Raw genomic sequence first — 15,721 nt, forward strand, 5'->3', positions numbered from 1 at the left:
GTGGAGGGATTGTAATGGGTGGGATTATTTTATTTGATGGTGTATGTAATTTTTGTGATAGCACTGTTCAATTTATCATCAAACATGATCAAGCTGGCTATTTTCAATTTGCATCGTTGCAAAGCGAGATTGGTCAATCGCTTCTCGCTCAATATCATATACCAAAGAATATAGATAGTGTAATTCTTATTGAACAAGGGAAAGTGTCTGTTGAATCTACAGCTGCGTTAAACATATGCCGTAAATTTGATGGATTGTGGCCTTGCTTCTATGCCCTCATCCTTGTACCACCATTTATTCGCAATGCGTTGTATCGCTTATTTGCAAAGCAACGCTATCGTTTGTTTGGGAAAAAAAGTGAATGCCTATTGCCTACGCCCGATCAACGACAAAGATTTCTATCCTGATAGGGAAATTGCCGCCTTTAAGGGAGCAATAGCTGCGGTGAAAAGAGAAATACCCATGCTTAACGACACAATACCCGCATTAAAAACAGAAAGCACCGTTTGAAATTAATTTTCAGACGGTGCTTTTGCTATTCATTGATCTGTCACTAAGTAACCCTTTTTTTGTAAAGCTCGCTCAATTAATGTTAAAACTTCAACAGAGGGTGCTGTGATGACATGTAAATGAATGCCACCAGTGAGAGCAGATAAATAATTGGCCTGTGTTGCATTTACACGTTCGATAAATTGTTTCACTTCATGGCGGTTGGATACCATGATTGAGGCTGTCAGTTCACCATATATCGGATGTTCAACAATGACATTTTTGACGGTTCCACCACAGTCTACAATCGTCATTAATTCATCTTCTGTCTGCTCTGATGTATGCAAGCAAGGGAATGTTCGTTCAACGGTTTGCTGTATTTGTTCTTGATGCATATAAAGATAGCCCTGGCTTGTGGCAATAATAGGCTCATTTCTTGCCTTTAATAAAGTCATATCATTGACGATTACTTGTCTAGAAACATTGGCGAACTTAGCTAAGTCTGTCCCAGTTATAGGTGCTTTATTTTTTTTTAATTGCGCTAATAGTTGCAGTCGGCGTTCTTCGCCTAACATTTTTTTCATAAGAGATCACCCCTGCTCGTAATAAAGGAATCCGTATTCCTTATGAATTAGTGTACCATGAAGCTTTTCGAACTTGCTGAAATTTTTGTATCCAAATGAAACATTGAACATATGATACGTAGAGAGGAAGGGAGGAAAAAATTGCGTATTCATATTGTTCAAAAGGGAGATACATTGTGGAAGATTGCGAAGGAGTACGGCATTTCGTTTGAAGATTTGAAGCGGCTCAATGTCCATCTTGCCAACCCAGATTATATTGTTCCAGGCATGGAAATTATATTGCCTGAAAAAATAAACAAAGAGCCGCATAGAGATTCACATAAAGAAATGCCGAAAAAGGAAACACAAGTGCATAAGGAGGCACCGAAGGAAAGTCCTAGAAAAGAGGTACAGCGACCAATGCCACCACCGCCGCCAATTGTACCGCCACAACCAGCACCACATCCACCAATGCATATCATGCCACAAATGCCTGCCGTACCACATTGTTCAAGTTGCCATCAGCCAATCTATCATCAGATGTGGTGGCCAATGCCAATGCAGCCGCAGGTCGAGCATTATACGATGCCACAGCAGCCAATGTCCTATGACATGCCAGATCATAAAGTAGGTGGAATGGAAGACTTTTTAGAGTCCACATCACCATTCTTCCATACGCAAGATCAACAAAAGCCACAAATGGATATGATGCCTGATATGAATATGGGGCAATCCTGTGGTTGTGGAACACAACCAATGATGATGCCTGATATGAACATGGGTCAATCTTGTGGCTGTGGCACACAACCAATGATGATGCCAAATTGGCAAATGGACCCTTGTCATTGCCCGCCACCACCATGTCCGACACATTGTCCACCACCATGCCCATCAGCAGCAGGTCCTTGGATGTCACCGCATTATTTCCCAGGCGGGATGACGCCTTATCGATGGTGAAAAAGCGTATATTGTAGAAGAAGTAAAGCCAAATATTTGGAAATATAAGTATCAATCGAAAAATTATTTTGTCAAACGTGCAAAGCAAGTGGAAATTGCAGAGAAGGTAAAAACCATTCATCGCCAATTAGGACGTATGGAACCCTCGTTGATCTTACCTTTAGTTCAGAGCGATGATGAGCAGTTAATTGTGCAAATGTGGCAAGAAGGAAGCCACGGTGCTAACTTCGCACATAAAAAAGATCGTAAGGAATCTCTAAGACTATTAATTGCTTTACACGACACACATAAAAAAATTGCTTGGCAGCGAATGCCAGGCTTGCATACCTACTCACAGCTTTTAAAATGGCAAATGCGTCATATGCGTTTTAAAAGTAGAAGAAATGAATTTCGAACATTTTTAACAAAAGAAGAAATTGATCAAATACTGCATTATAGTGATAAATCATTACAATTGATTGCATTGGAAGATGCACCTGAAAAAGAGATTACGCTATTGCATGGGGATGTAGTCCATCATAATTTTTTATGGTGCTCTGATGGACAATTACGTTTAATTGATTTTGATTTAGCACACCTTGGTGAAGCGGATGACGAGTATATTTTATGGTTACATCGTGTGTTGCCTGCTGTAGATTATGATCTTGGAAAGATTTTTGCAGAGTTACCTGAGCTGAAAAGACTAGATAAAAGAAAGCTTCATCGCTTGAAATATCCGAATGAGTTATTACGAGAATGGCTGTTTGCTATAGATTTACCACTCGAGCAGCAGCTAGTATTTTTAGATTATTTAGTGCCATTTACAAAACGAGCCCTCACCTATTGGCCAAAACTGTGGTACGATATTGATAGATTTGTCAAGAAATGACCGTCAATTGGCGGTCATTTTTGTCTGCGAACGGCGTTTCGCCGCTACTTTTTGTCGAGCATTCGTTCGCTATATGCTATAATCGAAGACGATGATTGTGAGGGATTATAGATGTATGATTATTTAAAAGGACAAATTACTCGTATTACGCCTGAATTTATTGTGCTAGAACAACAAGGGATTGGTTGGCAACTTAATACGCCCAATCCGTTTGCTTTTCGGACATCTGCCCTTGAACAACAGATATATGTTCATTTGCATGTGCGAGAGGATGCACAAGTTTTATATGGTTTCCCTAATTTAGATCAGCGTGAGTTATTCCGTAAGCTTATTTTAGTGTCGGGTATAGGACCAAAGGGCGCATTAGCTATTTTAGCGACAGGGAATCCACAGCAGGTTATTAGCGCAATTGAACGGGAGGACGAAGCATTTTTAGTGAAGTTCCCCGGAGTTGGTAAAAAAACAGCACGTCAAATGATCCTCGACTTGAAAGGCAAGCTTGGTTCATTATTAGATACACTGGAGTTACCTAGTGCAGAAGATGAGTTACCTTTGTTTGGTGTGAATGCTTATAAACATGAATTAGAAGAAGCCTTACTTGCCTTAATGGCACTTGGCTATTCTGAAAAAGAGCTCGAAAAAATTAAACCACAGCTAGAAGATAACGACAAACTAGAAACGACAGATGCCTTTATGAAACAAGCATTGCAACTACTGCTAAAACTAAAATAAGGAAAGGAGGGAAGGTACATGTCTGAACGTATGATGGCAAGTGAGGCAGGTAGCTATGATGAGCAGTTTGAGTTATCTTTACGTCCTCAAAAATTAGCACAGTATATTGGGCAACATAAAGTAAAGGAAAACTTACAAATATTCATTGAAGCAGCAAAGCTTCGCCAAGAAAGTTTAGATCATGTGTTGTTATACGGACCTCCAGGACTTGGTAAAACGACCTTAGCTGCTGTTATCGCGAATGAGATGAATGTCAATGTACGCATGACAAGTGGCCCTGCGATTGAGCGTCCAGGAGATTTGGCAGCTATTTTAAGTTCACTAGAGCCTGGGGATGTTTTATTTATTGATGAAATTCATCGACTTCCCCGTGCTATTGAAGAAGTATTATATCCAGCAATGGAAGACTTCTGTTTAGATATTGTGGTAGGGAAGGGTCCTGAAGCACGTTCTGTACGACTTGATTTACCTCCCTTTACCCTTGTAGGTGCAACAACAAGAGCGGGTGCCTTATCAGCTCCTCTAAGAGATCGCTTTGGTGTGTTGCTGCGCCTAGAATATTACGATGACCAATCACTTGCTGAAATTGTTGTCAGAAGTGCTCATTTATTTGAGGTGCAAATTGAGCAAGTAGCAGCAATGGAAATGGCGAGACGCTCACGTGGAACACCCCGTATTGCCAATCGTTTATTGAAACGAGTGCGAGATTATGCACAGGTGCTTGGAGATGGTATGATAACGGAGGGCCTTGCACAGCAAGCATTAGAGCTGCTACAAGTAGATCCTAGAGGGCTTGATCATATTGATCATAAACTTGTAACTAATATGATTGAGCGATTCCGAGGAGGTCCAGTAGGCTTAGATACGCTTGCTGCATCGATTGGTGAGGAACGGGTTACGATAGAAGATGTATACGAGCCTTATTTGATGCAAATTGGCCTTATCCAACGTACACCGAGAGGAAGAGTAGCCACACATTTAGCCTACGAACATTTTGGATATGAGTATCCCCAACAAACATAAAGAAGGAAGTTTTTTTCATGCGTGTAGAAGATTTTGATTTTGAATTACCAGAGGAGCTTATTGCCCAAACACCATTAGTCGATCGTACAGCGAGTCGATTAATGGTCGTAACACCAGGCTCAAATAAAGTGGAGCACCACCATTTTGCCCATGTACTAGAGGAGCTACATGCTGGAGACTGTCTTGTACTAAATGATACAAGAGTCTTACCTGCTCGTTTAATGGGTGTAAAAGAAGAAACAGGTGCACATATAGAAGTATTGCTATTGAAGCAATTGGCTGGTACAGATGAGTGGGAAACACTTGTAAAACCAGCAAAGCGTGTAAAGGTAGGAACAGTCATCACATTTGGAGATGGTTTATTAACAGCTACTTGCACAGGTGAGCTTGAACATGGCGGACGTACATTTGAATTTCAGTATGATGGTATCTTTTATGAAATATTAGAGCAGCTTGGTGAAATGCCATTACCTCCATATATTCGGGAAAAACTAGAGGATAAAGATCGTTATCAAACCGTTTATGCGAAAGAGCGTGGTTCGGCTGCAGCGCCTACAGCAGGACTGCATTTTACAGAGGAGCTATTAGCACAAGTGAAGGCTAAAGGCGTAGATGTTGTTTTTATTACGCTACATGTAGGTCTCGGCACTTTCCGTCCCGTTAGTGTTGACTCGATTGAGAATCATGAAATGCATGCGGAATTCTATAGTGTTACAGAACAAGCAGCAGATACGATTAATCGAGTAAAACGTAATGGTGGCAAGGTAATAGCTGTTGGGACAACCTCTACTCGCACATTAGAGACAATTGGTTCTAAATATGGGGGAGAAGTGCGAGCAGAACAAGGTTGGACGTCTATTTTCATTTATCCAGGCTACAATTTTACGGTGGTAGATGGGTTAATCACAAACTTCCATTTACCAAAATCAACATTGGTCATGCTTGTTAGTACGCTAGCCACTCGAGAGACCATTTTAAGTGCTTATCAGCAAGCCGTAGAGGAAAGATATCGCTTCTTTAGTTTTGGTGATGCTATGTTTATACGTCCAAAAAAATAATAGGGATAAAATCGGAGTACTGTTTTTACTTCAGATAAGAGAGGATTATTTATTTTATGACACAACCAGCAATTCGATATGAACTACTTCATACATGTAAACAAACAGGAGCACGCCTTGGCATCGTCCATACACCGCACGGCTCCTTTGAAACACCCGCATTTATGCCTGTTGGCACACAAGCAACGGTTAAGACCATGTCGCCAGAAGAATTAAAAGAGATGAATGCCGGTATTATTTTGTCCAATACGTACCATTTATGGCTACGTCCTGGTAATGATATTGTCAAAGAAGCAGGCGGACTTCATAAATTTATGAACTGGGATCGTCCAATTTTAACGGATTCAGGTGGTTTCCAAGTATTTTCACTTAGTCAATTCCGAAAAATTGAGGAGGAAGGTGTTCATTTCCGTAATCACCTCAATGGAGATAAATTATTTTTGAGCCCAGAAAAGGCAATGGAAATTCAAAATGATTTAGGCTCTGATATTATGATGGCCTTTGATGAATGTCCACCATATCCTGCGACACATGACTATATGCTGCAATCAGTTGATCGTACAACTCGTTGGGCAAAACGCTGTAAGGAAGCACATCAGCGTCCAGAAGAGCAAGGTTTATTTGGGATTATTCAAGGCGGAGAGTACGAGGATTTACGCCGTCGCTCAGCAGAAGCGTTAGTAGAACTAGATTTCCCAGGCTATGCCATTGGTGGATTATCTGTTGGAGAACCGAAAGATGTGATGAACCGCGTTTTAGAATTTACTACGCCAATGATGCCTGAAAATAAACCACGTTATTTAATGGGTGTAGGCTCACCAGATTCTTTAATTGACGGGGCAATTCGTGGTATTGATATGTTTGACTGTGTATTGCCAACACGTATTGCACGTAATGGAACACTGATGACATCAGAAGGACGTCTTGTGGTGAAAAATGCAAAATATGCACGTGACTTTGGTCCAATTGATCCGAACTGTGATTGCTATACATGTAAAAATTATTCCCGTGCCTATGTTCGTCACCTTATTCGCACGGAAGAAACGTTCGGTATTCGTTTAACATCTTATCATAATCTACACTTCCTATTAAAATTGATGGAGCAAGTACGTGAGGCAATTCGTCAAGATCGTCTTGGTGATTTCCGTGAAGAGTTCTTTGAAAAGTACGGCTTTAATGGGCCAGATGCAAAAAACTTTTAATCTAGACGGATTATTACATGCGCATAATTAAAAAAGGACATTAGGCATCCCCTAATGTCCCATCATCAATAGCAATAGTTTTGCAAATCATTCAAAACTTTGTAAAAAGTGAATATTTCTAGCAAAATATTGTCAATCATAGAAAAAATATTAGTAATTGAGAAAATTTTTGGGCTTGTCCATCGCTTTTTAATGGTGGAATAGTCTATACTAAAAAAGTGAGATTTGGAAAGGGGGCAAGATGCTATTATGGATCAATTATTAGGATTAGCACCAATATTATTAATGTTCGTTGCAATGTGGTTTATCTTAATCCGTCCAGCTAAAAAAAGACAGCAGGAAACACAAAATATGCAAAGTAGTTTGCAACGTGGAGATAAAGTCATTACAATTGGTGGTTTACACGGCGTTATTGATGCAATTGAAGACACAGCAGTGACATTAAAAATTGCTGACAATGTACGAGTGAAATTTGACCGTCAAGCAATTGGACGAATTGTCAATGACAATCAGTAATACAGAAGAAAAGGCTTACAATAGGCAATAGCTATATTGTAGGCCTTTTTTATACAATATTGGCTGGCTGTGCTTACGTGTTTTTGGCAGTTTTTAATTTTTGAATAAATGCCTCACCAGTATCATTGCCATTAATAGTGATTCTACTTAACGTAAATATGGAATCGCCCTTTTTCACATGCTTATTTTGTATGACAAAGGCCATCTTAAAACCAGCTTCCTTGGCTAATTTGATGGTGGAGGGTGAATAAATCCCATAAGGATAGCTTATTGCTATTGGCTCATACCCTAACTTTTCTTTGATTCGTTTTCTTGAATGAATAAAATCATTTCTTACCCTTTCTTCATACTCAGCCTGACTCTCTAGTTGCCCATTCACAAAACTAGGGCCAAATACAGCGCCAATAGGTTTACCGCTTTTTGAAGGTAATTTATAATGTAAATTCCAAGTATGACTCTGGATTGTAATATAATCCTTCATTTCCTTCAATTGATCCCAACTCATCTTTACTGTTTCATTTGGATAATAATTGTTACCATTCTTCTCTAGGATTCGGCTTGCAATAACAAAGATTTCTGCATGCATATTATATTTTTTCAATATCGGGTAAGCTTTTTCATAATTACTAAAATACCCATCGTCAAAGGTAATTAAAACAGGCTTTGGAGGTAACGGCGCTTGGTCGTTTAAGTAATCATATAATTGCTGAACAGAAATGGCCTGGTAGCCTTCCATTTTAAGTAATTTCATTTGGCCTTCGAAGTTCTCGGGTGAAATAACTGTATTATTGTTTATATTGTCCTCTAAATGATGGTACATAAGAATAGGTATTTCTTGTTCTTGATACCCGTAAATAGGATAAGGCCTAATAAGAAAAAGGATATAAACAAAAACGAAAACAATTATTTTCCTTGTCATGTTCTCACCTTGTTTGCATTTTATAGTGGTAAGCATCTAGCTCCTTGTTAGTGTGTACGAACTATTTGGGACTATTCCTTGTAAATTGTATAAAAAACAATAAGTAAGGTCACCTTGATAGTATGGGGGTGTTTTTTATGGAAGAATATTACCATATTATTTTTAGAACTTGCTTTTTGTATGTGTTTATCATCATCGTTTTCCGTTTAATGGGTAAACGAGAAGTGGGTGAATTATCTGTCATCGATTTAGTCGTTTTTGTATTAATTGCAGAAGTGGCAGCCTTTGCCCTAGACGATTATAAAAATCCTCTCTTTAATGCCATACTACCTATCATTATTTTGCTCTTTATTCAAATTTTAAGTGCCTTTTTGTCTTTAAAGTTCAAAAAAATACGTGACCTAGTAGATGGTGACCCTGCTTTATTAGTAAAAGACGGTGTTATTTTAGAGAGTGAGATGAGAAAACACCGCTATAATTTAGATGATTTATGTCAGCAATTACGAGAAAACGGAATCGCATCTGTGACAGATGTAGCCTTTGCGTATTTAGAGCCTTCAGGCAATCTTTCTGTCTTTAAAAAAGATGAAAAAGCCTTTGTGTATCCATTGATTATCGACGGTGATATTCAAGAAAGACATCTATTTACCATGCATAAAGATGTAGATTGGCTAATGGGTGAGCTAGCGAAAAATAATATTACTGACAGTGAAACGGTATTTTTTTGTATTTGGGAAGACAGTAAACTGCATATCCAATTAAAGGAATCTTAAACTTTCTTCGCCAATTTTTTGATGTAACGGAAATCTGTAATGCGCAACTGATTGGTAAATAATAAAAAGGTAAATAGTAAAAATAATGTGACACCACTACTTAAAATAAATGGTAGTGATAATAAGGGAATAAGGAAATACTGGGCGACGCAAACGGCAATAAAGCAACTATATGGTACGACAAACATTCTGAAGCCTGCACGCAGGTTTTTTCGTTGTCTAACTGTTGCAATATGCAAGAAGGACGTTAGTAAAACCCCAAAGCCAATGGCTACAACAGCTCCTTTTTCCTGGATACCTGGCTGAGAGGCAAGTACAAACATCACAAATAGTTTACCTAGTCCACCATAGATGGAGTTCATCATGGCAGCTCTTGCCTCACCAATCGCCTGTAAGATGGAATGTAGAGGGCTTTGAATATAATAAAAATAAAAAATAGGTGCTAAAATTTTAACGTACCCACGATTTTCTTCTAAATGGAAAAGCTTCATAGCTAATTCATCACCGTGCACAAAGAAATACGTAGCAGCAAAGCAACCCACTAGGGAAGACAATCTTAGGGACACCGAAATTCTTTCCTGCAATAGGGGGATGTGCTGACGAGCGACGGCATCACTAACCGCTGGAATGAGCACAATCGATAAGGCTGTTGATACAAACGCAGGAAATAATAATAATGGCACCAAAACACCTGAGATGACACCGTATAAAATAGTGGCAGCAGAAGCGGTTAAACCGGCTACAGTCAAGGCTTTTAAAAAGATAATCGGCTCTAAAAACCAAGTGAAAGAGCCAAAAAGCTTACTGCCAGCAGAGGGAAGGGCAACACGCAACATTGGTGATGCAGGATACCCTTCAATTTTAGTTTTTCGTGTCAGTAATTTCTTTTTCGAGACAATATAATGTAGCCATAAATATAAGAATGCTACAACTTCAGCAAGAAGCGTAATACCCATTGCCGCAGCAGCTGTTACAGCGGCATTATTGTAATTAGCCACATAAGGAAGCATTAAAGTAATGAAGCTAATACGTACAATTTGTTCGATCATTTGTGCCCAAGCAGTCGGTGTAATTTTAGCGACACCTTGTAAATAAGCACGTAATAAGCCAGATCCAACTGATACTGGTACAGCAAAGAGTGCAATCCATAGTGTAAATGTTGTCTGTTCATTATGTAATAGCGTTGTTGAAATATATGGTATTGTTAATGCAACGAGTGGCATAAAAACGATCATGCCAATGAATGACCAAAGAATGGCTGTACGCATGACACCAAAGATGTTTTCACGTTTATTTTTTGCTAGTAATTCAGCCACTATTTTAGCCACAGCGATAGGTAGTCCTAGTTGAATAAGTGAGATGAAGAAAATAAATGCTGGATAGACGGTCATATAAATACCGACAGCCTCTTCACCAGCAATTCGCATAAATTGCATTCTATAGAAGAAGCCAAAAAGTTTAGATAAAAAAATCACAAACATTAAAAATAATGTACCTCGTACAAAAGAACTCATGCCATCCGTCCCTTCTCAAGCCGCAAAAATTCATTTACACTATTTGTATGCAAGCATGTCTTACGTTACGACTTTGATTGGAGATGATTCAAAATGAGTATGCAATATGAGCAACTATTTGAAAAGATTCGTCCGGCAATTGATAGTAAGATAGCAGAGTTCCATCATTATCAATACAATGCTATTACAGCAGAAGAACTCTGGCGCTACTGTATTGAAAAAAAATGGCGTAAAAAGAAAATTGAACAACTACGTTTACATGAAGTCATTTCTACTATTTTTTCCGTATCACCATCTGATATCGTCTCATTTAATCAAGTAGAGTTTTTACAAAGTAATAATTGGTTTGGAGAAGTCAATACAGAAGAGTTACAATTACTGCTTGGTCCAGTCAGAACGTAAAATGATGTGTCAAATTTTACAATAATTCAAAGAATCCTATACGTGTTGAATTGACACCAAGCGCAACCTGTTTCATAATAAGTGTGTTGCGCTTTTTTTATTTTGAATAAGTTCTTACTTACATAAGTCTTCTATGCTTTTATTGACATTTAGAAGGCTAGTACCTAATAATACAAAGATAAACTTGCGCGTTATGAACGATTGAAATAAGTAAAGCAACCTTTTTTGAAGCACAGGTAACACGATTCTAAATGAAAAGGAGGATTAAACGTTTCAAAAGGTATTGCTAGTTACTTGTTTGGCGTGTAAGGACAGCCCTTACACCAATTCGAGGAGGATTTATTGATGAAACTAAAAAGTCGTATAGTTGCATTCCTACTGATTATCGTGCTATTGGCAGCAGGTATTAGTACGACTGTAAACGGCGTCTTAAAGGACATCAAGCTTGGTCTTGACTTACAGGGCGGGTTTGAAGTGCTTTACGAGGTAAATGAATTAAAAGAAGGACAAAAAATTACACCAGAAATTGTCACAGCAACATCCACTGCACTTGGTGAACGTGTAAATACGATGGGGGTTAGTGAACCGAGTATTCAGGTTGAGGACAAAAATCGTATTCGTGTGCAATTAGCTGGTGTTGAGGATCAGGAATCGGCACGTAAGTTATTGTCTACTTCTGCGAATTTAACATTCCGTGATGTGGATGATAATTTATTATTAGATGGAGACGATTTGAAAGCCAACGGTGCTAAAGGCTCTTTTGACCAACAAAATCGTCCGATTGTATCCTTAACTTTAAAAGATGCGAAAAAATTTGCTGACATCACAAGTAAAATTGCGGCAAAACCCGCAGGTCAAAATTTACTGGTTGTATGGTTAGACTTTGAAGAGGGTGTCGATTCCTATAAAGCGGAATCACAAAAAGCAAAGCCTCGCTATGCATCTGCAGCAACAGTTAGTCAAACGTTAAATACAACAGATGTTATGATTAGCGGTAATTTCTCTGTTGAAGAAACTAAAAATTTAGCAGATATTTTAAATGCTGGGGCATTGCCTGTAAAGCTAGATGAAATTTATTCAACATCTGTTGGTGCTCAGTTTGGTGATGCTGCACTGAAAAGTACTATTTTTGCTGGTATTGTCGGCGTAGTAGTTATTTTCTTATTTATGCTATTCTACTATCGTTTACCAGGCTTTATTTCCATCATTACACTGGTTGTGTTTACATTCCTAGTATTAGTGGTCTTTGACTGGATTAATGCGGTATTAACGCTACCAGGTATTGCAGCCATTGTCCTTGGTATAGGGATGGCAGTAGATGCCAATATTTTAGCGGCAGAACGTATACGTGAAGAGCTGCGAGTGGGCTATTCCGCTAAACAAGCCTTCCAAATTGGATCTAAACAATCTTTATCAGCCATTGTCGATGCACAGTTGACAACTTTATTAGCTGCAGCAGTATTGTTCCAATGGGGAACAAGCTCTGTTAAAGGATTTGCTACAACATTAATTATTAGTATTTTATTGAGCTTCTTAACAGCTGTATGGGGTTCACGTGTCCTATTAGGACTACTTGTTAACAGTGGGTATTTCAACAATCCAGCATGGTTTGGTATCGCAAAATCAAAACAGCATAGTCTTGATGAAAATATTGGTACATTAGATTTATCAACGAAATTCGATCGATTTGACTTTGTTCACAACCGTAAGAAATTCTATATGTTCTCTTTAGCCATTTTAGTGGCTGGTTTAGTGGTTATTGGTATTTTCCGCCTAAACCTAGGCATTGATTTCTCAAGCGGTACTCGTGTCCAAATTGAATCTGACCAAACATTAACAAAAGAAGAAGTATCCAAATATCTAGATAGCATTGATTTTTCATCAGAAGATATCATACTCTCTGGTGAGAAAAGTAATACAGCAGTCATTCGCTATAAAGATGACCTTACACAAGCAGAAATTTTAAAATTTAAAAAAGAAGCTGGCGAAAAATATGGTCATGAACCAGCTGTAAGTACTGTTTCACCTACAGTTGGTAAGGAACTTGTAAAAAATGCGATTAAGGCTTTATCTCTTGCAGCAATAGGGATTATCATTTATGTGGCAGTTCGCTTTGAATGGCGCATGGGTATTGGTGCAATTGTTTCATTATTGCATGATGTATTCTTAATCGTTGCCGTCTTCAGCTTCATGCGTTTAGAGGTAGATATTACGTTTATTGCGGCTGTATTAACAATTGTTGGTTATTCCATCAATGATACGATCGTTACCTTTGACCGTATGCGTGAAAACTTAGATCGTTATGATACAATTAATGACCGTGAAGTATTGGCGAATATCGTGAATAAATCGCTACGCCAAACAATGGGTCGTTCGGTTAATACAGTATTAACGGTTATTATCGTTGTTGTAGCCCTATTAATTTTTGGTGCACCATCTATTCAAAACTTCTCAATCGCGTTATTGATTGGTTTGATTACAGGTATGTATTCTTCAATCTGTATCGCAGCTCAAATCTGGTATTCATTAAAAATTCGTGAAATGAAAAAATCAGATGGAAAGCTACGCAAAAAAGAGAAAAAACAATGGGGTACAGACGAACCTACTGTATAATCTAGTGAGCAGGGAATGGAAAACGAATGGTTTTCTACTCTCTGCTTTTTTTATGCAAAAAATCTGCTACCTTTTATAAAAAGCAGCAGATTTTTCATATAGTATTTACAATTTAAATTGCTGAATTAAGCCTTGTAGCTGTTGCGCATTTTCACTTAATTCTTCTGCAACAGTATTTACTTGCTGCATCGTCGCAACTTGCTCGTCAACGGATTCTGCAATCATTTGAGAATTAGTTGCTGATTGATGAGAGACATTAGCGATTTCCGTGACAGAGGCAGCAACCTGCTCAGCACTGGCAGAGATTTCTTCAGATGTGGCAGAAATTTCTTCAATTTGCTCTGTGAATGCTGCAACTGCAGAGGTGATGGAATAGAAAGCATCTCCAGCCTCATGAATTTTGGCTACACCATCCTTTACAGAGGCTAAACCATTGTCTACTGATGCTGCAACATTTTGCGTATCTGTTAGAATTTCTTTTGTAATAGCAACGATTTGATTGGCAGATTGATTTGATTCCTCAGCAAGTTTTCGTACCTCATCCGCTACAACTGCAAAGCCTTTCCCGTGTTCTCCAGCTCTTGCTGCTTCAATGGCAGCATTCAGTGCCAGTAAATTTGTTTGTTCTGAGATAGCTGTAATCACTGTTGTAATTTGTCCAATTTCTTCTGATTGCTTACTTAGTTTTTGCGTTAGTGTTGCAATGTCAGAAGTTGTGAGTGCAATTAAATCCATCTGTTCTTTTGCGGTTGCAATCGTTGCACCACCTGTATGGGCAAGCTGAGTCAGATTTTCAGCATTGTGATGAAGGCTTTGTGTCGCCTCCGCGATGCGTTGGACACCTGATGCGGTTTCATCCATTGCCACAGCACTTTGCTGAGAGGCACTAGCAGAAGAAGTGATATGTGTTACATTATCTTGAATTCTTTGCGCAATATTATCAGAGGTTGCCGTTACTTCCTCTGTACTAGCAGAAAGCTCTTCTGAGACAGCCGATAAATGGGATGCACTATCTTGAATGTTTGTCATTAAACCAGCTAGATTTTGTTTTAATGTATTGACTGCATCTGCAAGTGTACCGATCTCATCCTTTGATTGATGGTCAAGCTTAGCGATTGTTAAATCACCTTGTGCTAATGTATCTGCTGCTCCGATGGCCTTACGTAGTGGTAGAACAATGGAGTTTTTGACAAAATGCATAAAATATAAACCGATAATGGTACTAGCAATTAGAAGGCTAATAGCAATGACAATAGCTCGTGAAACGGTTTGATTAACAGATTGGTCAACCTTTTGAAGCTGTTCATCGTGATAAGCTAATAATTCCGTTGTTAACTTAAAAATGTCTTTATTGTATTTTGTCACATCGTTATTGATGATAGAGAGTGCTAGATTCGTGTTGCCACTATTAAACGCTTGTATAGCTTTCTGTGAATTTGAAAGTAACTCTTTTTGCAATTCCGTGATTTGCTGCATAATATTTTTTGTATAATCTGATCGAACAATAGTAGAAAGTTCATTAACTGTTTCAGGTAACAACTTTTCATAGCGCTCTAAATTGGCCTTAGCTGCTTCATCCTTATTATTTAAAATATAGGAGCGTAAAAATAAACCTTGGGACGCAAGTTGTTGTTGGATTTTATCTGTTAATTGGATTTGCACCATCCGATGCTTGAGTACTTCTTCTAAATCATTCTGTGTTGTTTTAAATTGAATAAATGAAACGATGCTTGAGATAAGTAGTAAACATGTTAAGGAAATGAAACCAATATTTAATTTTTTGCGAACGGACATAAACTTCCTACTTTCTTTTATTATATGGAAAAATTGATGTTCTGAAATTACTATAACTTGATATATTTACATGGTCAATACTCCAGGAATTTTCAATAGTAGGAAATCTTATTCTCCAATAAGATTTTATAGAAGGATAATATACCTACTTTTAATTCTTCAAAATAAAATAGGAATATTAACTTTTTTCGTCAGAATTGATTGACAATAGTATTGGATTGGCTTAGAATTAAGGCTAACTTTTTGTTCGGTCAAGGTAGAAGGTCTCGGGAGCGAGGTCAGCCGAAGAACAGATGAG

15 protein-coding genes are annotated in these 15,721 nt (G+C 38.3%); 11 read left to right on the plus strand and 4 right to left on the minus strand.

What is annotated here, in order from left to right; translation table 11 throughout:
• Positions 1-14 precede the first annotated feature (14 nt).
• Positions 15-407 carry a thiol-disulfide oxidoreductase DCC family protein gene (locus tag CD31_RS03480; protein ID WP_036075808.1) on the plus strand — a complete coding sequence of 131 codons (393 nt, stop codon included), beginning with the start codon at positions 15-17 and terminating at the stop codon, positions 405-407.
• Between the two features lie 132 nt (positions 408-539).
• On the opposite strand, the gene CD31_RS03485 is transcribed toward CD31_RS03480, so the two are convergent.
• Positions 540-1,073: a transcription repressor NadR gene (locus CD31_RS03485; protein ID WP_036075810.1), complete on the minus strand. Its 534-nt coding sequence runs from the start codon at positions 1,071-1,073 to the stop codon at positions 540-542.
• A gap of 141 nt (positions 1,074-1,214) precedes the next feature.
• Here CD31_RS03485 and CD31_RS23950 point away from each other — a divergent pair, with 141 nt between their 5' ends.
• The 7 genes from CD31_RS23950 to yajC all read left to right on the plus strand — a co-directional run bounded on the left by CD31_RS23950 (position 1,215) and on the right by yajC (position 7,408).
• Positions 1,215-2,009, plus strand: a complete 795-nt coding sequence (locus tag CD31_RS23950) for a LysM peptidoglycan-binding domain-containing protein (protein ID WP_036075811.1) — start codon at positions 1,215-1,217, stop codon at positions 2,007-2,009.
• Positions 2,010-2,043: 34 nt separating this feature from the next.
• The gene (locus CD31_RS03495; protein ID WP_081977449.1) at positions 2,044-2,877 is read left to right on the plus strand and encodes a phosphotransferase; all 834 of its coding nucleotides are present in this window, start codon (positions 2,044-2,046) and stop codon (positions 2,875-2,877) included.
• Positions 2,878-2,988: 111 nt separating this feature from the next.
• Positions 2,989-3,609: a Holliday junction branch migration protein RuvA gene (gene ruvA, locus CD31_RS03500; protein WP_004226690.1), complete on the plus strand. Its 621-nt coding sequence runs from the start codon at positions 2,989-2,991 to the stop codon at positions 3,607-3,609.
• A gap of 18 nt (positions 3,610-3,627) precedes the next feature.
• Positions 3,628-4,632, plus strand: a complete 1,005-nt coding sequence (gene ruvB, locus CD31_RS03505; RefSeq protein WP_016991899.1) for a Holliday junction branch migration DNA helicase RuvB — start codon at positions 3,628-3,630, stop codon at positions 4,630-4,632.
• A 17-nt stretch (positions 4,633-4,649) separates the two neighbouring features.
• A complete protein-coding gene (queA, locus tag CD31_RS03510; protein WP_036075813.1) occupies positions 4,650-5,690 on the plus strand; it encodes a tRNA preQ1(34) S-adenosylmethionine ribosyltransferase-isomerase QueA in 1,041 nt (346 codons plus the stop codon).
• 56 nt (positions 5,691-5,746) lie between these two features.
• Positions 5,747-6,892: a tRNA guanosine(34) transglycosylase Tgt gene (gene tgt / locus CD31_RS03515; RefSeq protein WP_036075815.1), complete on the plus strand. Its 1,146-nt coding sequence runs from the start codon at positions 5,747-5,749 to the stop codon at positions 6,890-6,892.
• A gap of 249 nt (positions 6,893-7,141) precedes the next feature.
• Positions 7,142-7,408 (plus strand): preprotein translocase subunit YajC, encoded by a 267-nt coding sequence (gene yajC, locus CD31_RS03520; protein ID WP_004226696.1) that lies wholly within the window; start codon positions 7,142-7,144, stop codon positions 7,406-7,408.
• Between the two features lie 73 nt (positions 7,409-7,481).
• Here yajC and CD31_RS03525 read toward each other — a convergent pair whose 3' ends face one another.
• On the minus strand, positions 7,482-8,327 hold the full coding sequence (locus tag CD31_RS03525) for a polysaccharide deacetylase family protein (RefSeq protein ID WP_036075816.1): 846 nt from the start codon (positions 8,325-8,327) through the stop codon (positions 7,482-7,484).
• Positions 8,328-8,464: 137 nt separating this feature from the next.
• Here CD31_RS03525 and CD31_RS03530 point away from each other — a divergent pair, with 137 nt between their 5' ends.
• Positions 8,465-9,100, plus strand: coding sequence for a DUF421 domain-containing protein (locus CD31_RS03530; RefSeq protein WP_036075818.1), 636 nt, complete (start codon positions 8,465-8,467; stop codon positions 9,098-9,100).
• Here CD31_RS03530 and CD31_RS03535 read toward each other — a convergent pair.
• Positions 9,097-10,614, minus strand: a complete 1,518-nt coding sequence (locus CD31_RS03535) for a putative polysaccharide biosynthesis protein (protein ID WP_016991903.1) — start codon at positions 10,612-10,614, stop codon at positions 9,097-9,099. The genes CD31_RS03530 and CD31_RS03535 overlap by 4 nt on opposite strands.
• Positions 10,615-10,707: 93 nt before the next feature.
• On the opposite strand from CD31_RS03535, the gene CD31_RS03540 reads away from it, so the two are divergent.
• Both CD31_RS03540 and secDF read left to right on the plus strand, forming a co-directional pair.
• Positions 10,708-11,016: a post-transcriptional regulator gene (locus CD31_RS03540; protein WP_036075819.1), complete on the plus strand. Its 309-nt coding sequence runs from the start codon at positions 10,708-10,710 to the stop codon at positions 11,014-11,016.
• A 345-nt stretch (positions 11,017-11,361) separates the two neighbouring features.
• Positions 11,362-13,629, plus strand: a complete 2,268-nt coding sequence (gene secDF / locus CD31_RS03545; protein WP_036075820.1) for a protein translocase subunit SecDF — start codon at positions 11,362-11,364, stop codon at positions 13,627-13,629.
• Between the two features lie 105 nt (positions 13,630-13,734).
• Here the strand turns inward: secDF and CD31_RS03550 are convergent, their stop codons facing one another.
• Entirely contained in the window at positions 13,735-15,423 is a 1,689-nt protein-coding gene (locus CD31_RS03550; RefSeq protein ID WP_036075822.1) for a methyl-accepting chemotaxis protein, read from the minus strand.
• Between the last annotated feature and the right edge of the window lie 298 nt (positions 15,424-15,721).

It is taken from the genome of Lysinibacillus boronitolerans JCM 21713 = 10a = NBRC 103108, from assembly GCF_000772935.1.
GTDB classification, from domain to species: domain Bacteria; phylum Bacillota; class Bacilli; order Bacillales_A; family Planococcaceae; genus Lysinibacillus; species Lysinibacillus boronitolerans.